At 71.5% G+C, this 25,980-nt stretch carries 19 protein-coding genes; 12 read left to right on the top strand and 7 right to left on the bottom strand.

All coding sequences use genetic code 11. The annotated features are described in order from the left end of the window. Positions 1–74: 74 nt before the first annotated feature. Positions 75–1,073 carry an aldo/keto reductase gene (locus AC067N_RS20460; protein ID WP_478680297.1) on the bottom strand — a complete coding sequence of 333 codons (999 nt, stop codon included), beginning with the start codon at positions 1,071–1,073 and terminating at the stop codon, positions 75–77. Between the two features lie 76 nt (positions 1,074–1,149). Between AC067N_RS20460 and AC067N_RS20455 the strand changes: the two genes are divergently transcribed. The 6 genes from AC067N_RS20455 to serA all read left to right on the top strand — a co-directional run bounded on the left by AC067N_RS20455 (position 1,150) and on the right by serA (position 11,229). Next, positions 1,150–2,154: a 2-hydroxyacid dehydrogenase gene (locus AC067N_RS20455; protein ID WP_478680296.1), complete on the top strand. Its 1,005-nt coding sequence runs from the start codon at positions 1,150–1,152 to the stop codon at positions 2,152–2,154. Positions 2,155–2,545: 391 nt separating this feature from the next. After that, on the top strand, positions 2,546–5,593 hold the full coding sequence (locus AC067N_RS20450; RefSeq protein WP_478680295.1) for a putative bifunctional diguanylate cyclase/phosphodiesterase: 3,048 nt from the start codon (positions 2,546–2,548) through the stop codon (positions 5,591–5,593). 246 nt (positions 5,594–5,839) lie between these two features. Further along, positions 5,840–7,687, top strand: a complete 1,848-nt coding sequence (locus AC067N_RS20445; RefSeq protein WP_478680294.1) for an acetolactate synthase large subunit — start codon at positions 5,840–5,842, stop codon at positions 7,685–7,687. Between the two features lie 25 nt (positions 7,688–7,712). After that, complete coding sequence (gene ilvN / locus AC067N_RS20440) at positions 7,713–8,240, top strand: acetolactate synthase small subunit (protein ID WP_478680293.1); 528 nt, start codon at positions 7,713–7,715, stop codon at positions 8,238–8,240. 169 nt (positions 8,241–8,409) lie between these two features. Beyond that, complete coding sequence (gene ilvC / locus AC067N_RS20435) at positions 8,410–9,411, top strand: ketol-acid reductoisomerase (RefSeq protein WP_478680292.1); 1,002 nt, start codon at positions 8,410–8,412, stop codon at positions 9,409–9,411. 228 nt (positions 9,412–9,639) lie between these two features. Continuing rightward, on the top strand, positions 9,640–11,229 hold the full coding sequence (gene serA, locus AC067N_RS20430; RefSeq protein WP_478680291.1) for a phosphoglycerate dehydrogenase: 1,590 nt from the start codon (positions 9,640–9,642) through the stop codon (positions 11,227–11,229). Between the two features lie 78 nt (positions 11,230–11,307). Here serA and AC067N_RS20425 read toward each other — a convergent pair whose 3' ends face one another. From AC067N_RS20425 to AC067N_RS20405, 5 genes are all read right to left on the bottom strand, one after another. Next, positions 11,308–12,009, bottom strand: coding sequence for an ATP-binding cassette domain-containing protein (locus AC067N_RS20425; protein ID WP_478680382.1), 702 nt, complete (start codon positions 12,007–12,009; stop codon positions 11,308–11,310). Positions 12,010–12,035: 26 nt separating this feature from the next. After that, positions 12,036–13,148 (bottom strand): ABC transporter ATP-binding protein, encoded by a 1,113-nt coding sequence (locus tag AC067N_RS20420; RefSeq protein ID WP_478680290.1) that lies wholly within the window; start codon positions 13,146–13,148, stop codon positions 12,036–12,038. Beyond that, positions 13,141–14,973 (bottom strand): ABC transporter permease subunit, encoded by a 1,833-nt coding sequence (locus AC067N_RS20415; protein WP_478680289.1) that lies wholly within the window; start codon positions 14,971–14,973, stop codon positions 13,141–13,143. Before AC067N_RS20415 ends, AC067N_RS20420 begins: the two co-directional genes overlap by 8 nt. Then, a complete protein-coding gene (locus tag AC067N_RS20410; protein WP_478680288.1) occupies positions 14,970–16,460 on the bottom strand; it encodes an ABC transporter substrate-binding protein in 1,491 nt (496 codons plus the stop codon). The genes AC067N_RS20415 and AC067N_RS20410 overlap by 4 nt, the downstream gene beginning before the upstream one ends. A 159-nt stretch (positions 16,461–16,619) precedes the next feature. Then, on the bottom strand, positions 16,620–17,822 hold the full coding sequence (locus AC067N_RS20405) for a PucR family transcriptional regulator (protein WP_478680287.1): 1,203 nt from the start codon (positions 17,820–17,822) through the stop codon (positions 16,620–16,622). 128 nt (positions 17,823–17,950) lie between these two features. On the opposite strand from AC067N_RS20405, the gene AC067N_RS20400 reads away from it, so the two are divergent. The 4 genes from AC067N_RS20400 (at position 17,951) to AC067N_RS20385 (ending at position 21,592) form a co-directional block, all read left to right on the top strand. Beyond that, positions 17,951–18,877 carry a proline dehydrogenase family protein gene (locus AC067N_RS20400; RefSeq protein ID WP_478680286.1) on the top strand — a complete coding sequence of 309 codons (927 nt, stop codon included), beginning with the start codon at positions 17,951–17,953 and terminating at the stop codon, positions 18,875–18,877. 39 nt (positions 18,878–18,916) lie between these two features. Beyond that, entirely contained in the window at positions 18,917–20,548 is a 1,632-nt protein-coding gene (pruA, locus tag AC067N_RS20395; RefSeq protein ID WP_478680285.1) for an L-glutamate gamma-semialdehyde dehydrogenase, read from the top strand. 85 nt (positions 20,549–20,633) lie between these two features. Further along, entirely contained in the window at positions 20,634–21,176 is a 543-nt protein-coding gene (locus AC067N_RS20390; RefSeq protein WP_478680284.1) for a GNAT family N-acetyltransferase, read from the top strand. 284 nt (positions 21,177–21,460) lie between these two features. Beyond that, on the top strand, positions 21,461–21,592 hold the full coding sequence (locus AC067N_RS20385) for a hypothetical protein (RefSeq protein WP_086014670.1): 132 nt from the start codon (positions 21,461–21,463) through the stop codon (positions 21,590–21,592). 61 nt (positions 21,593–21,653) lie between these two features. Here the strand turns inward: AC067N_RS20385 and AC067N_RS20380 are convergent, their stop codons facing one another. Continuing rightward, positions 21,654–23,255, bottom strand: a complete 1,602-nt coding sequence (locus AC067N_RS20380; protein WP_478680283.1) for a purple acid phosphatase family protein — start codon at positions 23,253–23,255, stop codon at positions 21,654–21,656. 144 nt (positions 23,256–23,399) lie between these two features. Between AC067N_RS20380 and AC067N_RS20375 the strand changes: the two genes are divergently transcribed. Beyond that, on the top strand, positions 23,400–24,443 hold the full coding sequence (locus tag AC067N_RS20375; protein ID WP_478680282.1) for a 3-isopropylmalate dehydrogenase: 1,044 nt from the start codon (positions 23,400–23,402) through the stop codon (positions 24,441–24,443). 317 nt (positions 24,444–24,760) lie between these two features. Continuing rightward, positions 24,761–25,849, top strand: a complete 1,089-nt coding sequence (locus AC067N_RS20370) for a branched-chain amino acid aminotransferase (protein ID WP_478680281.1) — start codon at positions 24,761–24,763, stop codon at positions 25,847–25,849. The last annotated feature ends 131 nt before the right edge of the window (positions 25,850–25,980 follow it).

The following is a 25,980-nucleotide window of genomic DNA, read 5'->3' as shown; positions in this document are numbered from 1 at the left end:
CCCCTGCCCGTCCCATCCACCAGGTCGGCCGCCCTGGTGGCCCCGCTCCGGCGCCGATCAGCTCGGGGGGTCTCTCAGTCCCAGGAACCCCGGGCCGGAGGGAGCGCGGCCACCTCCGTGAGGTCCTTCGGGGTCAGGTGCAGCGTGGTGGCCGCCGCGTTCTCCATGGCCCAGCGCTCGTGCTTCGTGCCGGGTACGGGGACGACGTGGGGGCCCAGGGTGAGGAGCCAGGCGAGGGCCACCTGGGCGGGGGTGACCTCGTCCCCGTGACGGGCCGCTATGCGGCGGAGGCCCGCGACCACGGGCTGGTTCGCGGCCATCATCTCGGCCGTGAAGCGGGGGTGACGGGCCCGGACGTCGTCGGGTTCGAAGCCCTGGCCGGGGGTGAGCGTGCCGCTGAGGAAGCCGTTGCCCAGCGGCATGGCGGCGAGGAAACCGATGCCGCGGGCCGCGCACCAGGGCAGGAGATCGGCCAGGGCCTCCCTCGACCAGACCGACAGCTCGGCCTGCACCGCGCTCACGGGGAACACCTGTTGGATACGCCGCAGCCGGCGGATCGTGGCGTCGTGCATGCCCGCCCCCGGCCGGCGGCCCGCCCGCGCGCCCACCGCGCACAGACCCAACGACCGTACCTTTCCGGCCTGGACGAGTTCCGCCATCGCACCCCACGTCTCCTCGACGGGGACCTCGGGGTCCTCGCGGTGCAGTTGGTAGAGATCGATGACGTCCGTCTGCAGCCGCCGCAGCGAGGCGTCGCACGCCCGTTTCACATAGCCGGGGCGGCCGTTGGCGACGATGTGCTGCTCGCCCACGAGCAGGCCCACCTTGGTGGAGACGAACGCCTCCGCGCGGCGCTCCCTCAGCACCCGCCCCACCAGCAGCTCATTGGTGAACGGGCCGTACATGTCGGCCGTGTCCAACAGCGTCATACCGAGGTCGAGCGCCCGGTGCACCGTCCGCATCGACTCGTCGCCCCGTCGTAGCGACCCGGTGTACGCCCAGCTCATCGGCATGCATCCGAGTCCGACGGCCCCCACCTCGAGCGTCGCCGCGCCGATCGTCCTGCGCTCCACCTGGTCGTGACCCTCCCTCTCCTGGCCCCCCAACCTAACCTCTGCCGTCACGGACGCCTGACATAGCCTCCGGAGCATGACTGCTGACCTCACCACCGCCAGGACCGCCGGCACGACCGGCGACGTGTGGCTCCCCATCCCACCGGACGAGATCGAGGGCCTGCCGCAGGGACCCCGCTATCTGTTCTGGGACGGCGGTGAGGACGGCGCCCAGGAATACCCGGGCGACCCGGCGGACTGCGTGCTGTACGTGGTGCCTTACATGAAACGGCTGTCGGTGCGCGTCGGACCGCTGGAGTCCATGCGGAACCTGAAGGTCATCCAGACGCTGACCGCGGGCGTCGACGACGTCCTGTCCCGGCTGTCGGCGGTCGCCCCCGGCGTCCGGCTGTGCAACGCCCGCGGTGTGCACGAGGCCAGCACGGCGGAGCTCGCGCTCACCCTCACCCTCGCCTCCCTGCGCGGTGTGCCCGACTTCGTCCGGGCCCAGCAACAGGGGCTCTGGCAGGGCACCGGGTTCCGTCCGTCGCTCGCGGACAAGAACGTGCTCATCGTCGGCTACGGCGCGATCGGCGCCGCCATCGAGGACCGGCTCACACCGTTCGAGGTGGCGCGGGTGGCGCGCGTCGCGCGCTCTGAGCGCACCACAGAGCGCGGACCGGTGCACCCGCTCACCGATCTGCCCGCCCTGCTGCCCGAGGCGGATGTCGTCATCCTGTCCACGCCGCTCACCGAGCAGACGAAAGGCCTGGTCGACGCCGACTTCCTGACCCTGATGAAGGACGGGGCCCTGTTGGTCAACGTGGCCCGCGGGGCCGTGGTCGACACCAAGGCACTTCTCGCGGAACTGGAGAACGGACGCATCTGCGCGGCCCTCGATGTCACCGAACCCGAGCCGCTGCCGCCCGGCCACCCGCTGTGGCACGCGCCCGGCGTCCTCATCAGTCCCCACGTCGGCGGCCCCAGCTCGGCCTTTCTGCCGCGTGCGAAGAGGCTGCTGGTGGACCAGTTGGCGCGCTTCGTGAACCACGAGCCGCTGCGCAACGTGGTCCTTACGACAGGCGCGACGGCAGGCGCGTAATCCACTTCGGGCACCCTCCGCATTCCTCCGGAAGCGGACCGTGCCCGCATTGCCGCAGGTGGTCACGGAGAGTAGAGGAACTATGTCCCTGAGTGACGATACTGGTGTATCGTCCCGACAGGGGCTGCGCCGCGCACCGTTCGGCGCCGGGGACGGACTTGAGACAGCGAGGGGGGCGACGGGCGATGCACGGCCTATGGACGAACGATCCGACGCGACGGACCCGCCGACGGAGGCCCTGGCAAGCTGTGACGTCGAGGCACCCGCAGGGGGGCCACGACGACCACGGCGGTCACGGTCGGCACCGAGTGAACGGCAGCCGCAGAAGGCACACCCATCCCACGCCCCGCGACCGGTGGGACACGGGCACGGTGATCACCGGGGAGTTCCGGTGAGTCCCCGCCCGTCCACCGTCTCCACGCTGAGCCCCACACCTCGCCCGACCAGGTCGCCGTCCGGCCCGCCCCTGCCCGGTGAGCCGGCGTCCGACCGCGACGGAGCGAGCCTGCGGGCCCAGCTCGTGCTCGCCCTGCTGTGCGCGGCCTACGCCGTCGGTGCCGCGCTCGGCTGGGGCAACGAGCGAGTCGCCCTCGTCATGGGTGACTTCGGGCTCGCCGCCGCGGCGGCGACAGCCGCCGTCTCCTGCTTCCGCTACGCACGCAGCCGCCGCGGCGGCTTTCGAGCGGCCTGGCTGCTGTTCGCCCTCTCGTCCGCCATGGCGGCGCTGGGCAACGGCGTCTGGGGGTGGTACGAGGTCGTCCTGGAGCGCCCCGTCCCCAACCCGAGCTACGCCGACCTGTTCTTCCTCTGCTTCGCGCCGCCCGCCATCGTCGGTCTGCTGGTGCTGGCCAAGCGGCCCGTGACCAAGGCCGGCTGGGTCTGTCTGGTGCTGGACGCCTGGCTGATCGGCGGCTCCCTGGTGACCCTCTCGTGGAGCCTCGCCCTCGCCCAGACCGCCCAGCTCGGCGGTTCGACCACCGCGCACACCGCGCTCTCGCTCGCCTATCCGCTGCTCGACATCGCGCTGGTCAGCATGGTGCTCGCCCTGCACTTCCGCCGCTCCTCGATGCACCGCTCCGCGGTGAACACCGCGATCGGCGCGCTCGCGCTCACCGTGGTGTGCGACGCCCTGTTCACCTCGCCCCTCATGCACAACAGCTACCGCTCGGGCCAGCTCCTCGACGCCGGCTGGTTCGCTGGTTCCCTGCTCCTCGCCTACGCCCCCTGGGCCGGGCAGCGGCACGGACGGTCCGAGGACGGGACGCACACACGCGTGGTGCACGAACACATCCCGGGTCAGCGCCACGACGCCCAGCACCGGCACGACGCCCGGCACCGGCACGACGGCCCCCAGGCCGGCCACGTCCATGTGCTCCTCCAGGGCGGAGAGCATGCTCGGTATCCGGCCACCCGCCCCATCGCCGGATCACTGGCCGCCCTCACCCCGTACCTGGCCGCCGCGGTCTGCACCCTGGGCATCCTCTACAACGTCCTGAACGGCCGCAGCGTCGACCGGGTGGTGCTCGTCACCGCCTGCACCGTCGTGCTCGCCCTCGTGGTCCGCCAGGGCATCATGCTGCTCGACAACATCACGCTCACCCAGGAACTGGCCCAGAAGGAGAACCACTTCCGCTCCCTGGTCCAGGGGTCCAGCGACGTGATCATGATCGCCGCGCCCAGCGGCATCCTCCGCTACGTCAGCCCGGCCGCCGTGGGGGTCTACGGACGCCCCGCGGAGGAACTCGTGGGCAAGGAGCTGGCCTCGATCATCCACCCCGAGGACCTCGGCTGCGTGGTGCACGAGGTGCGCCGCTTCCTCGCCGCCAGCCCGGCCGAGGAGCCCACCACCCGTATCGAGTGCCGCTTCAAGTCCGGCGACGGCGGCTGGCTGAACGTGGAGTCCACGATCAACCGCCACCACGGGGGGCTCATCCTCAACAGCCGGGACGTGACCGAAAGGGTGCGCCTCCAGGCCCAGCTGCAACACAACGCCGAGCACGACCCGCTGACCGACCTGCCCAACCGCGCGCTGTTCACCAAGCGCGTCCAGCAGGCGCTTTCCGGCCGCCGCTCCACCGACCGGGGCGTCGCCCTGCGCAACACAGCGGTCCTCTTCATCGACCTCGACGGCTTCAAGGCCGTCAACGACACCATCGGGCACCAGGCCGGGGACGAGCTCCTCGTGCAGGCCGCCCGCAGGCTCCAGGAAGCGGTCCGCCACGGTGACACCGCCTCCCGCCTCGGCGGCGACGAGTTCGCGGCCCTCATCGTCGGCGACGGCACCCGCGACCGGGCCGCCCGGGAGCAGCACATCGTCGAGCTGGCCGACCGATTGAGGATCACACTGTCCCAGCCCTACAGCATCGACGGCAACGATGTCCGGGTGGCCGCCTCCATCGGCGTCGCCTTCGCCGAACCCGGCCTCGGCGCGGGTGAGCTGCTGCGCAACGCCGACCTCGCCATGTACCGCGCGAAGGCGTCCGGCAAGGGGCGCGTCGAGCTGTACCAGCCGCAGATGCAGCAGGACGTCGTCCGCAAGGCCGAGCTGGCCACCCGGCTGCGGGCCGCACTGCACGACGGCGAGTTCATGCTGCTGAACCAGCCCGTGGTGGAGCTGGAGACCGGCCGGATCGCATCGGTGGCGACCGCGGCCCGCTGGCGCTCGTCCCAGGGGGTGCTCTTCACCCCGGCCGAATTCCTACGGGTCGCCGAGGACAGCGACAAGACCGCTGAACTGGGCCGATGGATGCTGGAGCAGGCGGTCGAGCAGGCCGCCGACCGTCTCAGCAGTGGCCTGAACGTGCCGGTTTCCGTCCGGATGAGCGCCCGGCGCCTGCTGGACCGCTCACGGCCGGGCGGCTCCGTCGAGACGCTGCTGACCCGCCACGGGCTGCCCTCCGGCTCCCTGGTGATCGAGCTGTCCGACACGGAGCTGAAGGGCGGCCTGGACGACCTGGAGCGCCGGCTGAAGCAGCTGCGGCGCCTCGGCGTCCGGATCGCCCTGGACGGCTTCGGCGGCGGCCACGGCGCCATCACGGCACTGCGCCGCCTCCCCGTCGACGTACTGAAGCTGGACCGCAGTCTCGTCGAGGGGGTCGTCGAGTCCACCCGGCTCTACAAGATCACCAGCGGGCTGCTGCGTATCGCCGGCGATCTGGGCCTGCAGTGCGTGGCCGACGGGGTCGATCTGCCCGAGCAGGTCGTCGCCCTGCGCGCGATGGGCTGTACGCACGGACAGGGCGCCGCTTTCTCCGGACCGCTGGACGAATACCGGCTGCGCCGGGCACTGTCCTTGGGCCACTACCCCGTGCCCTCCGGACCGGCCGAGCCCGCGTTCGCGGGCGGCGGGGCAGGGGTGTACACAAGTGGTGTCCCCGCTGTTTACGGAGGCGGCAGTGCCCTTCGCTCACATAATGAGACTCCTGTCCCACCCACTTGACACACGGTGCGCGCCGGGGGGAGGGTCAGTGCCATGCGCACCCGAATTCTCGTACTTGGAAAGCGCGTCGGCTGAAGCTGGGACCGACCGGAGGATGATCCGGAATCCCCAGCGACCGTACCCGGCGCGCTCCCCTCGCTTGCCTCATGGCAAGGAGGGGTTTTTTGTTGCACGGGCACCAGTCAGCGCACGTCGCACACCGCACGAACCTCGCAAAAAACCCTCAGCATCGAGAAGAGAATGCCGATGACCGAGCAGGCCACCGGGGCCCACCATCCGCAGCCGCGGCCCCGATCCGGAGGACAGTCCGCCCCCGTCGAACACGTCACGGGCGCGCAGTCCCTCATCCGCTCTCTCGAGGAGGTCGGGGCCGACACGGTATTCGGCATTCCCGGCGGTGCGATCCTCCCGGCGTACGACCCGCTGATGGACTCGACCCGTGTGCGTCATGTGCTGGTGCGCCATGAGCAGGGCGCCGGTCACGCCGCCACCGGTTACGCGCAGGCCACCGGCAAGGTGGGCGTGTGCATGGCCACCTCGGGCCCCGGTGCCACCAACCTGGTGACCCCGATCGCCGACGCCCACATGGACTCGGTGCCGATGGTCGCGATCACCGGCCAGGTCGCGTCCAAGGCGATCGGCACGGACGCCTTCCAGGAGGCGGACATCGTGGGCATCACCATGCCGATCACCAAGCACAACTTCCTGGTCACCAAGGCGGAGGACATCCCGCGCACCATCGCGCAGGCCTTCCACATCGCCTCCACCGGCCGCCCCGGCCCGGTCCTGGTCGACATCGCCAAGGACGCCCTCCAGGCCCGTACGACCTTCAGCTGGCCGCCCACCACCGACCTGCCCGGCTACCGCCCGGTGACCAAGCCGCACGCCAAGCAGATCCGTGAGGCCGCCAAGCTGATCACCGCCGCCAAGCGGCCGGTGCTGTACGTCGGCGGCGGTGTCCTCAAGGCCGGTGCGACCGCCGAGCTGAAGGTGCTCGCCGAGCTGACCGGCGCGCCCGTCACCACCACCCTGATGGCGCTCGGCGCGTTCCCCGACAGCCACCCGCAGCACCTGGGCATGCCCGGCATGCACGGCTCCGTGGCCGCCGTCACCGGACTGCAGAAGGCCGACCTGATCGTCGCCCTCGGCGCCCGCTTCGACGACCGCGTCACCGGCAAGCTGGACAGCTTCGCCCCGTACGCCAAGATCGTCCACGCGGACATCGACCCGGCCGAGATCGGCAAGAACCGCGCCGCCGACGTGCCGATCGTCGGTGACGCCCGCGAGGTCATCGCCGACCTGATCCAGGCCGTCCAGAAGGAGCACAGCGAGGGCAACCAGGGCGACTACAGCGCCTGGTGGAAGGACCTGAACCGCTGGCGCGAGACCTACCCGCTGGGCTACGACCAGCCCACCGACGGCTCGCTCTCCCCGCAGCAGGTCATCGAGCGCATCGGCCGGCTCGCCCCCGAGGGGACGATCTTCGCGGCGGGCGTCGGCCAGCACCAGATGTGGGCCGCCCACTTCATCCAGTACGAGAAGCCGGCCACCTGGCTGAACTCCGGCGGCGCCGGAACGATGGGGTACGCGGTCCCGGCCGCCATGGGCGCCAAGGCCGGCGCCCCCGACCGGACCGTCTGGGCGATCGACGGCGACGGCTGCTTCCAGATGACCAACCAGGAGCTGACCACCTGCGCCCTGAACGGCATCCCGATCAAGGTCGCGGTCATCAACAACGGCGCCCTCGGCATGGTCCGCCAGTGGCAGACGCTGTTCTACAACCAGCGCTACTCGAACACCGTGCTCCACTCCGGCCCGGACGACGTCAACCCGAACGCCCGCGGCACCCGCGTCCCCGACTTCGTGAAGCTGTCGGAGGCCATGGGCTGCTACGCCATCCGCTGCGAGTCCCCTGACGACCTCGACAAGGTCATCGAGGAGGCGAACTCGATCAACGACCGGCCGGTCGTCATCGACTTCATCGTCCACGAGGACGCGATGGTGTGGCCGATGGTCGCCGCCGGCACCTCCAACGACGAGATCATGGCCGCCCGTGACGTCCGCCCCGACTTCGGCGACAACGAAGACGACTGAGAGCCGTAGGTAAAGGAACCAGACCATGTCCAAGCACACGCTCTCCGTCCTGGTGGAGAACACCCCCGGCATCCTGGCCCGGATCGCCGCGCTGTTCTCCCGCCGCGGCTTCAACATCGACTCGCTCGCGGTCGGTGTCACCGAGCACCCCGAGATCTCCCGCATCACCATCGTGGTGAACGTGATCGAGGAACTGCCCCTGGAGCAGGTGACCAAGCAGCTCAACAAGCTCGTCAACGTGCTGAAGATCGTCGAGCTGGAGCCGTCCTCCGCCGTGCAGCGGGAACTCGTTCTGGTGAAGGTGCGCGCCGACAACGAGACCCGCTCCCAGATCGTCGAGATCGTCCAGCTGTTCCGCGCCAAGACCGTCGACGTCTCCCCGGAGGCCGTCACCATCGAGGCCACCGGGTCCGGCGACAAGCTGTCCGCCATGCTGAAGATGCTGGAGCCGTTCGGCATCAAGGAGCTGGTCCAGTCCGGCACGATCGCGATCGGCCGCGGCGCCCGTTCGATCACCGACCGGTCGCTGCGCGCACTGGACCGGTCCGCCTGACGGTTCGAACACCTCGCCAGGCGCCGTCCGCCCGGTGGACGATGGCCCGACCGACGGCACGGGCGGCCGGCGACACGCCGTCCGCCCGTATGCCGAGACCCCGAGACTTCCTTTCCCCCTGCCGTCATACGGTGGGAAGCAACACCTGCACTCAAGGAGAGAACCCAAAGTGGCCGAGCTGTTCTACGACGCTGACGCCGACCTGTCCATCATCCAGGGCCGCAAGGTCGCGGTCATCGGCTACGGCAGCCAGGGCCACGCCCACGCGCTGTCGCTGCGCGACTCGGGTGTCGACGTCCGCGTCGGTCTGCACGAGGGCTCGAAGTCCAAGGCGAAGGCCGAGGAGCAGGGCCTGCGCGTGGTGACCCCGTCGGAGGCCGCCGCCGAGGCCGACGTCATCATGATCCTGGTCCCGGACCCGATCCAGGCCCAGGTCTACGAGGAGCACATCGCCCCGAACCTGAACGACGGCGACGCCCTGTTCTTCGGCCACGGCTTCAACATCCGCTTCGGCTTCATCAAGCCCCCGGCCGGCGTCGACGTGTGCATGGTCGCCCCCAAGGGCCCGGGCCACCTGGTCCGCCGCCAGTACGAGGAGGGCCGCGGCGTTCCCTGCATCGCCGCCGTCGAGCAGGACGCCACCGGCGGCGCCTTCGCGCTGGCCCTGTCGTACGCCAAGGGCATCGGCGGCACCCGCGCCGGCGTCATCAAGACGACCTTCACCGAGGAGACCGAGACCGACCTGTTCGGTGAGCAGGCCGTCCTCTGCGGTGGCACCGCGGCGCTGGTGAAGGCGGGCTTCGAGACGCTGACCGAGGCCGGCTACCAGCCGGAGATCGCGTACTTCGAGTGCCTGCACGAGCTGAAGCTGATCGTCGACCTCATGTACGAGGGCGGCCTGGAGAAGATGCGCTGGTCGATCTCCGAGACGGCCGAGTGGGGCGACTACGTCACCGGCCCGCGGATCATCACCGACGCCACCAAGGCCGAGATGAAGAAGGTCCTCGCCGAGATCCAGGACGGCACCTTCGCCCAGGCCTGGATGGACGAGTACCACGGTGGTCTGAAGAAGTACAACGAGTACAAGACCCAGGACTCGGAGCACCTGCTGGAGACCACCGGCAAGGAGCTGCGCAAGCTGATGAGCTGGGTCAACGACGAAGAGGCCTGATCCGATGAGGCCGGCCGCGGCGGGTTCACCCGGAGCCGTGGCCGGCCTCTTCTCACGTCCGGGTGACCTTTCCGCGGTGGCGTGGGACGACGCCCTCGGCGCCACTACACTGCTGGACTACATACGCGTCAGGCCCACAGCGTCGTGCGTCTTCCACGCGGCCACCACCCTCCACCGCCTGCGGCCGTCGGGACGGCCGTCCGCAGCATTGGACTTGTGAGGACTCACGTGAGCTCGAAACCAGTCGTACTGATCGCTGAAGAGCTGTCGCCCGCCACCGTCGACGCGTTGGGCCCGGACTTCGAGATCCGGCACGCCAACGGGGCGGACCGAGCCGAACTGCTCCCGGCCATCGCCGACGTCGACGCCATCCTCATCCGCTCGGCCACCAAGGTCGACGCCGAGGCGATCGCCGCCGCGCGGAAGCTGAAGGTCGTCGCACGAGCCGGTGTCGGCCTGGACAACGTGGACGTGTCCGCCGCCACCAAGGCCGGCGTGATGGTCGTCAACGCCCCCACCTCGAACATCGTGACCGCCGCCGAGCTGGCCTGCGGTCTCCTCCTCGCCACCGCCCGCCACATCCCGCAGGCGAACACGGCGCTCAAGAACGGCGAGTGGAAGCGCAGCAAGTACACGGGCGTCGAGCTCGCCGAGAAGACCCTCGGTGTCGTCGGCCTCGGCCGCATCGGCGCGCTCGTCGCGCAGCGCATGTCCGCCTTCGGTATGAAGGTCGTCGCCTACGACCCGTATGTGCAGCCCGCGCGCGCCGCCCAGATGGGCGTGAAGGTCCTGTCGCTGGACGAGCTGCTGGAGGTCTCCGACTTCATCACCGTCCACCTGCCGAAGACCCCCGAGACGGTCGGTCTGATCGGCGCCGAGGCGCTGCACAAGGTGAAGCCCTCGGTGCGCATCGTGAACGCCGCGCGCGGCGGGATCGTCGACGAGGCCGCGCTGTACTCGGCGCTCAAGGAAGGCCGCGTCGCCGGCGCCGGCCTCGACGTGTACGCCAAGGAGCCGTGCACCGACTCCCCGCTGTTCGAGCTGGACCAGGTCGTCTGCACCCCGCACCTCGGCGCCTCCACCGACGAGGCGCAGGAGAAGGCCGGTATCGCCGTCGCCCGCTCCGTGCGGCTCGCCCTCGCCGGTGAGCTGGTCCCGGACGCGGTGAACGTGCAGGGCGGGGTCATCGCCGAGGACGTCAAGCCGGGCCTGCCGCTCGCCGAGCGCCTCGGCCGTATCTTCACCGCGCTGGCCGGTGAGGTCGCCGTCCGTCTGGACGTCGAGGTGTACGGCGAGATCACCCAGCACGATGTGAAGGTGCTGGAGCTGTCCGCGCTGAAGGGCGTCTTCGAGGACGTCGTCGACGACACGGTGTCGTACGTGAACGCGCCGCTGTTCGCGCAGGAGCGGGGCGTCGAGGTACGGCTGACGACCAGCTCGGAGTCGCCGGACCACCGCAATGTCGTCACCGTGCGGGGCACGCTCGGCAGCGGCGAGGAGGTCTCGGTGTCCGGCACGCTGGCCGGTCCGAAGCACCACCAGAAGATCGTGGCCGTCGGCGACTACGACGTGGACCTCGCGCTCGCCGACCACATGGTCGTCCTGCGGTACGGGGACCGTCCCGGTGTCGTCGGCACCGTCGGCCGGATCTTCGGCGAGCACGGCATCAACATCGCCGGTATGCAGGTCGCCCGGTCCGCCGCCGGTGGCGAGGCCCTCGCGGTGCTCACCGTCGACGACACGGTGTCGCAGAGTGTGCTCTCCGAGGTGGCCGAGGAGATCGGCGCTACGTCGGCGCGCTCGGTGAACCTCGTCTGACGTTTCGCGCGTACGGGCCGGGGCCCGGCCACCTTCGGGTGGCCGGGCCCCGACCCGTTCTCGGCGGGCAGGCGAGGTCTACGCGGCCACGATCCGGCCCCCGCGCATCTCGATCGAGCGGTCCGCGAAGTGCCGTACAACTGACCGGTCGTGACAGATGAACAGATAGGCGAGGCCCAGGTCGTCCTGGAGGTCGGCGAGGAGGTTGAGGACGCCGGCGCGGACGGACGGGTCGAGGGCGGAGACCGGTTCGTCGAGGACGAGGAGCCGGGGCTCGGAAGCCAGGGCGCGGGCGATACCGGCGCGCTGGCACTGGCCGCCCGACAGCTCGTGCGGGAAGCGGTCGCCGTGGGCGGCGGCGAGGCCGACCCGGTCGAGGAGTTCGGCGACCCGCGCGGGGCCCGTCGCATCCCAGCGGCCCTGGACGCGCAGCGGCTCCGCCACCGTGTCACGGATGCGGCGGCGGGGGCTGAGCGAGCCGTACGGGTCCTGGAACACAGGCTGCATACGGGGCCGGAGCGGACGCAGTTCGCGCTCGGTGAGCGTCGTCAGCTCCCGGCCCTCGAAGCGGACCCGGCCGCTGTCGGGGCGGCGCAGTTGGAGCACGGCGGCCACCGTGGAGGACTTGCCGCAGCCGGACGGGCCGTTCAGGGCGAGGGTCTCGCCCGCGGCCAGGGTGAAGGAGACGTGATCGACGGCGATGACCGTGCCGTAGCGGACGACCAGGTCCCGCACATCGAGCAGGGCGGGGCTCCCGTCGTCCGGCAGGGAGCGGTCCATGTCGTCCAGGGGGGCGGGGGACTGGTTCACGCGGGCTGCTCCAGGAACAACTCGGTCGCCGGGTGCGGCACTTCGTCCCAGCGGTGGCAGGAGACCTCATGGCCGTCGCCCGCCGTCCGCGCGCCGGGTTCCTCGTGGCGGCAGCGGTCGTCGGCGAGCGGACAGCGGGGCGCGAAGGCGCAGCCGGGCGGCAGCGCGTCGGGCGCGGGCGGGGAGCCGGGGATGGCGGGCAGCCGGCGACGCCGTGCGGCGGTGGTCCCGTGACGCGGAGCCCCGCCGACGAAGCCGTCCTCGCCGTCCACCGGCGGCAGCGACGCCAGCAACCCCGCCGTGTACGGTGCCCGCGGGCGGTCCAGCACCCGGGGCGTCGGGCCCTGTTCGACCTGGCGGCCGGCGTACATGACCAGGACGCGGTCGGCGTGCTCGCGGACCACGCCCAGGTCGTGGGTGACCAGGACGAGCGCGGCGCCGACCGCCTCGCGCTGCTCGCCGAGGACCCGCAGCACCTGGTCCTGGAGCTCCGCGTCGAGCGCGGTGGTGGGTTCGTCGGCGACGACCACGTCCGGTTCGTTGATCGTCGCCATGGCGATCACGGCCCGTTGGCGCATCCCGCCGGAGTACTCGTGGGGGTGGGCCCGCGCCTTGCGTACGGCGTCGGGGATGCCCACCCGGTCGAGGGCGGCGATCGCCCGGGCCCGGGCCTCCGAACGGGAGACGCCGGCCACCGACCTTACGGCCGCGGCGAGTTGGTCGCCCACGGGATGCACGGGGGAGAGGGCGGACAGGGCGTCCTGGGGGACGAGCGCGATGCGGCGGCCCCGGAGGGCGGTGAGGGCCGGGCGGGTGGCGCCCAGCAGCTCGGCGTACGACCCCGGCTCGTCCCGCAGCCGTACGCTCCCGCTCGTCGTCGCGCCCGGCGGCAGCATGCCCAGCAGTGCCCGCGCGGTGAGGGACTTGCCCGCGCCGGACTCGCCGACGAGGGCGAGCACCTCGCGGGGGCGGACGTCGAAGGAGAGCCCTCGGACGACATCCAGGGCACCGAAGGCGACCCGCAGGTCACGTACCGACAGCAGGGCGTCGGGCGCGGTCGGCGCGAGGGCTGAGAGGGGAGGGCGGGGTGCGAGGGGTGCGTCAGACATGTCGGGCTCCCGCCAAGGTCTCGTCCTTCCCGTCCTTCTCGTTCGTGTGGTCCTCCCGGCCCTTCCGTTCCCGCCCGATCGTGCGGGAGCGGTCGGTCTTCCGGGGGCGCCGCCGAGCCCGCCCTTCGGTGTACGCCGCGCCGGACACCGCGAGGCCCGCCAGCAGGGCAAGGGCGACCGCCGGAGCCAGGGCCGCCCACGGGGCGCGTTCCACGTAGGCGCGGGACTCGTCGAGCAGCAGGCCCCACTCGGGGGTGGGTGGCTGGGCGCCCAGGCCGAGGAAGCCGAGCGAGGCGAGGGCGAGGGCGATACCGGGGAGGCGGAGGATCGCGTGCCGGGCGACCGGGGCGGCCACGGAGGGCAGAACGTGCCGGGTGAGGATCCAGGACGGGCTCGCGCCGATGGCCCGTTGGGCGGTGAGGAACGTGGACGCCCGTACTTCCTGGACCAGGGCCGCCGCGTGCGCGGCCAGCGGTGGCCAGGAGATCAGGGCCACGGCCAGGGCGGCGCCGCCCGTGCCGGGGCCCGCCGCTGCGGCGACCAGGATGCCGGCGATCACCGGCGGCAGCGCGTTGGCGATGTCGGACGCGCCCTCGGCCACGCGGGGCAGGAAACCGAGGGCCAGCGCGGCCAGCAGGCTCAGGGCGCAGACCGCCGCCGCCGTGCCGACGGTGGAGGCGGCGCCGTGGCCGAGGCGGGCCAGCACGTCACGGCCGAGCCCGTCCGTGCCGAGCGGGTGCGCCCAGGACGGCGGCAGCAGCCGGGCGGTGGTGTCCACGGCGTACGGGTCGCGCAGCAGCCCCCAGCCGATCGTGACCAGGAGGAGCACCGCGAGGGTCAGCGGCACCGCCGGGTGGGTGCGCACCGGGCGGGCGGCCGGGAGGGTGAGGCCCGCGTCGCGCAGGGCGGGGCCGAGGAGCCGGCGCCGGGCGAGGGCGGCCAGGGCGCCCATGACCAGGCCCAGCGCCAGGAGGGCGAGGACCGAGCCCTGGAGGAGGGGGAGGTCCTGCGACTTGGCGGCGCCCAGGGCCGTGCGGCCGATGCCGGGCACCGCGAACACCGTCTCCACGGCGACCGCGCCGCCGGTCAGGCCGACGGCGGCCATGCCGAACTGCGGGACCAGCGGCGGCAGGACGCGTCGCAGCGCCGCCGCCGAGACCCGGGCCCGGCTGACGCCGGCGCCCCGCCACAGCTCGACCCAGCGCTCGTCGAGCACGGCGGGCAGCGCGTCCGCGACCAGCCGGCCGAGCAGACCGCCGGCCGGGACGCCGAGGGCGATCGCGGGCAGCACCAGGTACTGGGGGCCCGCCCAGCCGGAGGTGGGCAGCCAGCCCAGCCACACCCCGCACACCAGCAGTGCCACCGTGGCCAGCAGGAACTCGGGGACGGCGGCGAGCATCGCGGCGAACGCGCCGGCCGTCCCCCGGCCGCGCAGCAGCACCGGGGCGACCAGCGCGCAGGCGAGCAGGACGGCGACGCCGAAGGCGGCGCCCATGAGGCCGAGGGAGACCTGGAGGCCGGAGACCACCGAGGGGAGCACATCGGTGCCGGACACCCAGGACGTGCCGAGGTCGCCGCGCAGCAGCCCGGACGCCCAATCGCCCAGCAGGGCCAGGGGTCCGGCGTCAAGGCCCAGGTCCTCGCGGATCGCGTCCAGCGCCTCCGGTGTCGCCTCCTGCTCGGCGGACCGGGCACGCAGCACGGTCAGCGCGGGGTCCCTGCCGGAGAGCCAGGGCAGCAGGCCGACGGCGGCCAGGACGGCGAGCAGGCACACGAAGCGGGTCAGTCCCGCGGGGCCGACCGACCTCCTTACGGTTTCCCTCACTTGACGTAGGTGGCGGCGGTGACCAGCTCGCGTTCGCGCGGGTCGTGCGCCGCGTTCACCACACCGGCCGCGTCGCCCTGGATGACGCGCTCGTGGAGCATCGGCACGGCGGCGTCGGTGCCGAGGACGGCTGCCTCGGCCTCGATGACGGCCTTGCGGCGGGCGTCGCCCGCGTCGGTGTCGGACGCCTTCCTCAGGGCGGCGTCGACCTTGTCGTCGGCCAGCTGGGCGATGTTGAAGGAGCCGTCGGAGGCGAAGTCGCTGAAGAGGTACGCGGCCGGGTCGCCGGAGTCGAGGACGGTCGCCCGGGAGAGGATGAAGGCGTCGAACTCGCCCGCCAGCGCGTCTGATTCGATGTTGGCGTACTCGCGCACATCGAGCTTCACCTTGAACCCGGCCTTCTGGAGCTGCTGCTGGAGGGTGGCGGCGACCTCGGGCAGTTCGGCGCGGTCGGTGAAGGTGCCGATGGTGATCGACTCGCCGGACGGGTCACCGGCCTCGGCGCGCTTCACCGTCGAGCGCAGTTCGGCGGCCCAGGGCAGCGCGGGCCCCAGCAGTCCCTTCGCCACGTCGGCGCGCCCCTCGTAGACGCCCTTGACGATCGACTCGGCGTCGACGGCCTCACGGGCGGCGGCACGCAGGGAGGCGTCCTTGAAGACGCCCTTCCCGGTGTTCAGGTAGAGGGTGTTGGTGCGCGGCATGGGCACCTCGGTGATCAGGTCCTGGTCGAGGACGGCGGCCTGCGAGACGGGGATCGCCTCGACGATGTCGGCCTCGCCGGTCCGCAGGGCGGCGGCGCGGGCGGTGCCGTCGGGCACGAACCTCACGTCGATGCCGGGGGCCTTGGCCTTGTCGCCCCAGTAGTCGTCGTAGCGGTCGAGGGCGGCGGAGGAGGTGCCGTTGACCTCGGTCAGTTCGAAGGGGCCGGTCCCCGCGCCGACCGGGTTCACCGTCTTCCCCCGGTACGCCTTCGCGGCGAGGATCGACAGCTGGGGCGAGCTGAGGCGCTGCGGGACCAGGGGGTCCTCGACGGCCGTGGTGACGGTGACGGTGTCGCCGTCGGCCTTCGCGGTGAGCTCCACGCCGTCGAGGATGCGGGGCTTGGGGGAGGCGGTGGCGGCCCGGGTGAGGGAGTTGACGACGGCGTCACCGGTCAGCTTCGTGCCGTCGTGGAAGGTCACGCCGTCCCGGATCGTGAACGTCCAGCTCTTGCCGGACTGCTTCCACTCGGTGGCCAGCGCGGGCCGCGCGTCGCCCTCCGGGTCCAGCTTCACCAGGGTCTCGGCGGTCGACCAGCGCGACAGCTTGAACGCGTCGTCGGACAGCGGCGACAGGCCCGAGCGGGGCGGCAGCATGTGCGCGACCCGGATGCGCCTGCCCTCGCCGCTGGCGGCACCGTCGGCCCCCGTCGACGAGAAGCACCCCGTGAGCAGGGCGGAGGCCGCGGTGACCGCGGTCAGGGGGAGAAGACGGACGGGGACGCGCACGGGGACACTCCGAGTAAAGGCGTGGTCAAAGGTTGAACGCGCCATGACCGTAGCATGATGACAATCATTTTCAGAAGTAGGGATTTGCGCCACCGGTGCCCCGGGGATGGCGCTTTCTGCCCGTCGGCACGGCTCAGCCCCCAGTGACCTGTCGAGCCCTCAGAGCCGAGCCCCCTTCAGCGCCATGTGCAGCAGCAGCCGGTCCTCGCCGTCGTCCAGGTCGAGGCCCGTCAGCTGTTCGACCCGGGACAGGCGGTAGTAGAGGGTCTGGCGGTGGATGCCCAACTCCGCCGCCGTGCGCCCCGCCTGGCCCGCGCAGTCGAGGAACGTCTCGGCCGTGCGGGCCAGTTCGCGGTGGGCGGGGGACAGCAGGGCACGGACGGCCGGGTCCCGGGATGCCTCCGGGGACAGCGAGGTCAGCAGGCGGTACGGGCCGATGGAACGCCACTCGGCGACCGGGCCGAGCCGGGGCTCCGCCAGGGCCGCGCGGGCCGCCGCCGACGCCTCGCGCCACGCGGTGCCCAGCTCGCCGAGCCCCGCACGGGCGCCCGCGACCCCGGCCGCCGCCCCCGCGCCCGCCCGCTCCAGCAGCCGGCCGGCCGCGGTGAGCGCCGGCGCCGGGACCTCCGCGGAACGCAGCCGCACCAGCAGGGCGAGGCTCTGGCCGTCCGCGCCCCACGGCACCGTGCACAGCGCGGTCGCCCCCGGCACCGTACGGAAGGACGGGACCTCGTCCGGGGCGGCCGACGGCCACGGGGCCACGCACACCACGGTGTGGACGCCGTCACCGCGCGGGCCCAGAGCCGCGCGCAGCTCCGCCACCGCCATGTCCCGCTCCCAGCCCCGCCCGGCGGTGAGCACCGCCCGCAGCTCACGGGTGAGGTCGGCACCCGCCTGGGCCTCGTTCGCGAGGAGCGCGCCGATCCGGGAGGCGACGGTCATCGCGGCGGACAGCTGGGCGTCGGTGGGGCCGGGATCGCCGTCCAGGAGCCAGACATAGCCGAGGACGACACCCCGATGGCGTACCGGGAGGCAGACACGGCCCCGGAGCACGCCGGCCTCGGGTGTCGGGGGGATGCGGACGGGGGCGGTCGCCCGGGTGATGCCGAAGCCCTCGAACCACTCCCGCACCGCCGACGTGGAGCGGCGGGTCAGGATCGAGCGGGTGCGGACCGGGTCCAGGGCCGACGGGTCGAGATCGCCCTCGCTGTCGTACGCGCCGAACGCGATCAGCTCGAAGTCGCGGTTCTCCAGCGTCGCCGGGGCGCCGAGCAGCGCCGAGATCTCGTCGACGAGCTCCTGGTAGTCACCCACGTGGTGGAACGATGCGGCGTCCGGCGTCACGAGGGCATTCTCCCCCATCCGACCGCGGCCTTCATACATCTGTCTGAGATCTGCGGCACCGATGCGTGACAGCTGTCGATGGCCGCCGATCGGGGGGATCCTTAGGTTTCACGGTGGTTCTATCTGCTGGTTTGTGGAGGTGCCCCGTGCTGGGTCCCGTGATTCTCGCCGCGTCGCGCAGCGACCGGATGCGACGCCTGATCTCGGCGGCGCCCGTGACCAAGCAGGTCGTCGACCGCTTCATCCCCGGTGAGGTCGTCGACGACATCGTTCCCGTCGTCCGGGACCTCACCGCCGAGGGCCTCGAGGTGACGCTGGACGTCGTCGGCGAGGACATCACCCGTCCCGAGCAGGCCACCGCCGCCCGGGACGCCTACCTGGAGCTGATCGACCGGCTCGGGGGGCTGGAGCTGGGCGAACGCGCCGAGATGTCGGTGAAGCTGTCCCTCTTCGGCCAGGCGCTGGAAGGCGGCCACGAGCTGGCCCTCGCCAACGTCCGCCCCGTCGTCGAGGCCGCCGCCGCGATCGGCACGACCGTCACCCTCGACGCGGAGGACCACACCACCCTCGACTCGATGTTCGCCGTCCACGACGAGCTGCGCCGGGACTTCCCCCAGACCGGCTGCGTCATCCAGGCCTACCTCTTCCGCACCGAGGCCGACGCCCGCCGGCTCGCCGCCAACGGCAGCCGGGTGCGGCTGGTCAAGGGCGCCTACAAGGAGCCCGCCTCCGTCGCCCACCAGCAGAAGACCGAGATCGACAAGGCGTACGTCCGCACCCTGAAGATCCTCATGGACGGTGAGGGGTACCCGATGATCGGGTCCCACGACCCCCGCCTCATCTCCATCGCCCAGGAACTCGCCCACCGCGCCGGGCGCAAGCTCGACGAGTACGAGTTCCAGATGCTGTACGGCATCCGCACCGACGAGCACCACCGGCTCGCCGCCGAGGGCCACCGCATGCGCGTCTACACCGCGTACGGCACGGACTGGTACGGCTACTTCATGCGCCGTCTTGCCGAGAAGCCGGCCAACCTGCGCTTCTTCGTCCGCTCGATGGTCAGCAAGGGCTGAGCCCGAAAACCGCCCGCTCAGTAAGGAGTTACGGAACCCATGGACGCTGTGACCCAGGTCCCCACCCCCGTCAACGAGCCGGTGCACGGCTACGCCCCCGGGTCCCCCGAGCGGGCCCGGCTGGAGGTCAAGCTGAAGGAGCTGGCCGAGAACCCGATCGACCTGCCATGCACCATCGGCGGCGAGAAGCGGATGGGCGGCGGTGACCGCTTCGACGTCGTCCAGCCCCACAACCACAAGGCCCGCCTCGGCACCTACGCCAACGCCACCCGGCAGGACGCGCGGGACGCCATCGACGCGGCACTCGCCGCAGCGCCCGCCTGGCGCGCGATGTCCTTCGACGACCGCGCCGCGATCATCCTGCGCGCCGCCGACCTGCTCGCCGGCCCCTGGCGCGAGACCATGGCCGCCTCCACCATGCTCGGCCAGTCCAAGACCGCCCAGCAGGCCGAGATCGACACCCCCTGCGAGCTGGTCGACTTCTGGCGCTTCAACGTCAAGTACGCCCGCGACCTGCTCGCCGAGCAGCCCCCGGCGAACTCCCCGGGCGTCTGGAACCGCCTCGACCACCGCCCGCTGGAGGGCTTCGTCTACGCGATCACGCCGTTCAACTTCACGGCGATCGCCGGCAACCTGCCGACCGCGCCCGCCCTCATGGGCAACGTGGTCGTGTGGAAGCCGAGCCCGACCCAGACCCACGCCGCCGTGCTGCTCATGCGGCTGCTGGAGGAGGCCGGGCTGCCGAAGGGCGTCATCAACCTCGTCACCGGTGACGGCATCGAGGTCTCCGAGGTCGCCCTGGAGCACCGTGATCTCGCCGGCATCCACTTCACCGGCTCCACCAAGACCTTCCAGTACCTGTGGAAGACGGTCGGCGCCAACATCGAGAAGTACCGCTCCTACCCGCGTCTGGTCGGCGAGACCGGCGGCAAGGACTTCGTCGTCGCCCACCCGAGCGCAGACCGCGCGGTGCTGAAGACGGCCCTCACCCGGGGCGCCTTCGAGTACCAGGGGCAGAAGTGCTCCGCGACCTCGCGCGCCTACATCCCGGCGTCCATCTGGAACGACGGCTTCAAGGAGGAGTTCGCCGCCGAGGTCGACTACCTCACCATGGGTGACGTCACCGACCTGTCGAACTTCATCGGCGCCGTCATCGACGAGCGCGCCTTCGCCAAGGTCAAGGCCGCGATCGACCGGGCGAAGTCCGACCCGGCCTGCACGATCGTCGCGGGCGGCTCCTACGACGACTCGGTCGGCTGGTTCGTCCGCCCGACCGTCGTCGAGTGCACCGACCCGGAGAACGAGGTGTTCACCACCGAGTACTTCGGCCCGTTCCTCGCGGTGTACGTCTACGAGGACGACACGTACGACGAGATGCTGACCCAGATGGAGTCGGTCTCCGACTACGCCCTCACGGGGTCGGTCATCGCCGGAGACCGCGCGGCCGCCGCGTACACGATGGACAAGCTCCGCTACGCCGCCGGCAACTTCTACATCAACGACAAGTCCACCGGCGCGGTCGTCGGCCAGCAGCCGTTCGGCGGCGGCCGGGCGTCGGGAACGAACGACAAGGCCGGTGCCCCGCAGAACCTGATGCGGTGGACGCTGACCCGCGCGATCAAGGAGACGCTGGTCCCGCCGACGGACTACGCGTACCCGCACATGGGCTGACATCGCGGCACGGCGGCGGGCCGGATCCTCGACGATCCGGCCCGCCGCCGTGTCCCCGGCCCGCGGCCGCCGCGACAATGGGGTGATGACCGCACCCGGGCTCCGCACAGCGCACACCGCAGACCTCACCCCCGCTGAACTCGACGCCGCGCGCGGGCTGTTGTACGACGCATTCGACGGCGACCTCTCGCCGGAGGACTGGGACCACACACTGGGCGGCGTGCACGTGCTCGCCCACGACGAGCGGGGGCTCGCCGGGCACGGCGCTGTCGTCATGCGGCGGGTGCGGTACGGGGCGCGCTGGCTGCGCGTCGGATACGTCGAGGGCGTCGCCGTACGCCGGGACGTGCGGCGGACCGGGATCGGCGCTCGGATCATGGCCGCCCTGGAAGGCGTCGTCACCCGCGCCTACGACCTCGGCGCGCTCTCCGCGAGCGACGAGGGCGCCCACCTGTACACCGGCCGCGGCTGGCGGGTGTGGGCCGGCCGGATCAGCGCGCTCGGCCCCGACGGGGTGGTCCGGCTGCCCGAGGAGGAGGGCTCCGTGTACGTGTGGCCCGCCCCCGCCGCCGTGGACGATCCCGAGGCCGAGCTGGTCTTCGACTGGCGGGACGGCGACGTGCTCTGATCCGCGCTGTCCGGAGGACCGGGGCCCGGTGAAAAAACGCAGGTCAGCGGGGTGTGACCTAATTCGCCGTCTCAGATAGTAGGAAGTCCGATTAATTGTGGAGACAGATGCCCCGGCCTCACTTAGCTTTGTAGGAGCCGAACGTCTCGCTCGACCCAGCGAATGGCGGTCGAGAGCCGGAGGCCCTAGGCAGGCAACCCCTGCGGCCCCGCTCCCCGCCCCATCCGGCGTCTCACAGCCCTCCGTTTCCGTACTCCGGAATGCCTCGAAGGAGTCGATTCCCCATGGCCGAGACGACCGTCCGCCGCCGAGTCCGTCACGCTTCCCGGACCACCGAGTCCGACCGGAAGAACGCCGCCGCCGCCCTCCAGCGCGCCCTCGACCGCAGGGACAACGGCGGCTCCACCGGGCACTGAGCCACCCCACCAGCCGGGAGCCGCACCCGTCCGGGGTGCGGCACGGCCGTGGGGCACCGGCTCACGCGCCGCGCCGCACCTCGAAGTGGTCGACTCGCTTGCCGTTCTGGGCGATCGCCGACACCTTGAGCCGGGGTCTGGGACCCGCCTCCGCCTCCACCGACAGGAACGAGAAGCCGGTGTAGCGGACGCGGGACCACTCCACGACCTCCGTCCTCCGGTCCTTCGACCTGGTCCACCGGAAGGACTCGATCGAGTCGAGGTCGCGGACCTTGCCCTCGAAGCTGTCCGCGACGCCCTGGGGGAAGGCGTACAGCTCCTTGCCGCCCCCGCCCGCCGTGACGTACACGATCCCGTCCCGCGTCGGGTCGGTGGACCCGCCGATCGGCACCGGCTTGCCGACCCCGCCGTTCTTGATGGCGTCGGTCCGCTCGTACGCGTGGTTGTGCCCGTTGATCACCAGGTCCACCTGGTGCTTGGCGAACAGGGGCACCCACTCGGCGCGCACACCCCCGTCGGACGCGTGGCGCGAGGTGGAGTACGCGCAGTGGTGGAAGTAGACGACGACGAAGTCGACCGACTTGTCGGCCCGCAGCTCGCCGAGCCGCTTGTCCAGCCACTTGGTCTGCCTCCCGTCCGTGTAGCCCAGGTTGGCCGGGATCTCGTACGAGACGTCGTTCGCGTCGAGCGCGACCACGCCGACGTTGCCGTAGACGAACGAGTAGACGCCCGGCGCCCCGCGCGGGTCGAAACCGCTGTCCGGGAGCGACCAGCGGGCCACCTGGCCGCCGTACCCGTCCGGTGAGTACCAGGCCTCCATGTCGTGGTTGCCGGTCGTCACCATCCACGGCACCGACTTCGCCACCAGCTCGTTCTGCTTGAGGAACAGGTCCCAGAAGCCGGGGTCGTAGGAGTCCGACTTCTCGCCGTGTCCGGTGGTGTCCGCGTAGCAGATGTCGCCGGCGTGGAGATGGAAGGCGGGGCTCTCCCGCAGCAGCACATGGTCGTTGGCGAGCGCGTCCTTGCCGACGCCCTGGTCGCCGAAGGCGGTGAACACGAACCGTTCCGGGCGGGCGGGGGCCGTACGGAAGGACGTGATCGTCTTGCGGTGGTCCGGCGCGGCCGGGTCGAAGCCCTCGTGACCGACGCCGTAGTAGTACGTCGTGCCGGGCTTCAGGCCGTCCAGGGCCGCGTGCACGTAGTACTGCTCGAACGCCGGGCGCACACCCTGGAGTTCCGGGGTGTGCAGATCGCGGATCTCGGCGTCGACGCGCCGGCTCAGCTCCTCGGGCCGCAGCCCCACCCGCACGAACGGCTTCCTGACGGCCGCCGGCAGCTGCCAGGAGATCCGCATCTGGGTCTTGGGATCGGCGCCGAAGGCGAGATGGCGGCCGAAGGGGACGACGGCCGAGGCGGGCACCCGCCCGGTGGCCGTGACGGAGGGGGAGGCGGACCGCCGCCCGGTCGTCGTGTCCGAACGGGAGCAGCCGGTCAGCAACCCGCCGGCCACCGCCCCGGCGGTCACCAGCGTGCGCCGCCGCGTCAGCTTGGCGTGCAGGTACTCGTACTGTTCCGGCATGCTGAGACGGCGGGCCAGCCGCTCGGGAATGCCGACATCGGGGACGGGGAGCCCGGGGGGCGTCCCCCTGGATGGCGCAGTCATGGTGGGCAACTTCCCAGCAGAGGCCAACTCCCCGCAAACACACGGGTGAACGCCGGTCAACGGATCGGTGCCGAGGTCACCCCGACACGTCCATATCGCGGACAGCCCGTGTCATCCCGTGGGACAAGGAGTACGGTGCCGCACATGTCTCGCAGCCTCAATCTCGCAGTGATCCCCGGTGACGGCATCGGTCAGGAAGTCGTGGCCCAGGGTCTCAAGATCCTCTCCGCCGTCCTTCCGCAGGATGTGAAGCTGGAGACCAAGGAGTACGACTTCGGCGCCAAGCGCTACCACGCCACCGGTGAGACCCTCACCGACGCCGACCTCGACGCGCTGAAGCAGCACGACGCGATCCTGCTGGGCGCGATCGGCGACCCGAGCGTCCCCTCCGGCGTCCTGGAGCGCGGCTTCCTGCTCAAGCTCCGCTTCGCCTTCGACCACCATGTGAACCTGCGTCCGTCGAAGCTGCTGCCGGGTGTCGCCACCCCGCTCGCCGGCCAGCCGGAGATCGACTTCGTGGTGGTCCGCGAGGGCACCGAGGGCCCGTACACCGGCAACGGCGGCACCATCCGCAAGGGCACCCCGCAGGAGGTCGCCACCGAGGTCTCCGTGAACACGGCCTTCGGTGTCGAGCGCGTGGTCCGCGACGCCTTCGCCCGCGCCCAGGCCCGCCCCCGCAAGAAGCTCACGCTGGTCCACAAGAACAACGTGCTGACCTTCGCGGGCCACCTGTGGACGAACATCTTCAACCGGGTGGCCGAGGAGTTCCCCGAGGTCAGCACCGACTACATCCACGTCGACGCCGCGACCATCTACCTGGTCACCGACCCCGGCCGCTTCGACGTGATCGTCACCGACAACCTCTTCGGTGACATCATCACCGACCTCGCCGCGGCCGTCTCCGGCGGCATCGGCGTCGCCGCCTCCGGCAACATCAACCCGTCCGGCGAGTTCCCGTCCATGTTCGAGCCCGTCCACGGCTCGGCTCCGGACATCGCCGGCCAGGGCAAGGCCGACCCGTCCGCCACGGTCCTGTCCGTCGCCCTGCTCCTGCGCCACCTCGGCTACGAGGCCGAGGCCGCGCGCATCGAGGAGGCCGTCTCCGCCGACCTCGCGGAGCGCGTGGGCAAGCCCGCCCGTACGACGGACGAGATCGGCGACGCCCTCGCCGTACGAGTAGCCGGCTGACCCGCCGAGCACTCGAAACCTCCCCAGGACCCGGAGCCCCCGCGGCCTCGGTCCACCAGGGGAGTCCTTCGAAAGCCGCCGGGTCGCATCGCACCCGGCGGCTTCCGCATGTTCCCGCCGGGTGTCACCATCATCCCCTGGGCCGCATCGCACCGTTTTCGTCCACGGTCATCCACGTTTCGTCCCCGCCCTCCCCCGGGCGATAATCGAACGAGGTGCCGCGGATTGAGGGAATGCTCGGACGTCCTAACACTGGCCACTGGCAGTGCGGGACGTGAGCGCGGCCCGTCACACACAACCGGTGAAGGACATCACTCATGACGACGCCCACGATCGAGCTGAAGCCGTCCGCCCGTCCGCTCTCGGATGCCGAGCGCGAGGCGATCCTGGCCAACCCCGGCTTCGGCCGCCACTTCACCGACCACATGGTGACGATCAAGTGGACCGAGGGCCGCGGCTGGCACGACGGTCAGCTCGTGCCGTACGGCCCGCTCTCCCTCGACCCCGCGAACATGACCCTGCACTACGCGCAGGAGATCTTCGAGGGGCTCAAGGCGTACCGCCGGCCCGACGGCTCCGTGGCCACGTTCCGCCCGGAGATGAACGCCGGGCGCTTCCAGAAGTCCGCCCGGCGCCTCGCGATGCCCGAGCTACCGGTGGAGACCTTCATCGAGGCGTGCGACCTGCTGGTCCGGCAGGACAAGGCATGGGTGCCCGCGCACGGCGGCGAGGAGTCCCTCTACCTGCGCCCCTTCATGATCGCCACCGAGGTCGGCCTGGGCGTGAAGCCGGCCAACGAGTACCTCTTCCTGGTCATCGCCTCCCCGGCCGGCGCCTACTTCCCCGGCGGCGTCAAGCCCGTCTCCATCTGGGTCTCCGAGGACCACGTCCGCGCCGTCCCCGGCGGCATGGGCGACGCCAAGACCGGCGGCAACTACGCCGCGTCCCTGCTGGCCCAGGCCGAGGCCGCCGCCGAGGGCTGCGCCCAGGTCTGCTACCTCGACGCGGTCGAGCGCAAGTGGGTCGAGGAACTCGGCGGCATGAACCTGTACTTCGTGTACGGCGACCGCATCGTCACCCCGTCCCTCACCGGCTCGATCCTGGAGGGCGTCACCCGTGACTCCCTGCTGGCCGTCGCCGCCGACCTCGGCTTCGCCGCCGAGGAGGGCCGTATCTCCATCGACCAGTGGCAGGCCGACGCCGAGAGCGGCGCCCTCACCGAGGTCTTCGCCTGTGGCACCGCCGCGGTCATCACCCCCGTGGGCACGGTCAAGCGCACCGGCGCCGCCTGGCAGCAGTCCGGCGGCGAGCCGGGCCCCGTCACCCTCAAGCTCCGCGAGGCGCTGCTCGACATCCAGCGCGGCACGGTCGAGGACAAGCACGGCTGGATGCACGTCCTGGCCTGACACCCACACCGGCTCGGCCCAGGGGCCGCCGCGGACCACGCGTCCGCGGCGGCCCCTTTCGTATGCCGACCCCGGCGCGATTTTGAATGATGCTCAAAAGTAATTCATTAGATGAGATGAAGGCTTCCCCT

This window comes from Streptomyces sp. NPDC042364 (assembly GCF_056437585.1).
The sequence above is the reverse complement of the archived record's forward strand: the minus strand, read 5'-3'. Positions and strand labels throughout refer to the sequence as shown.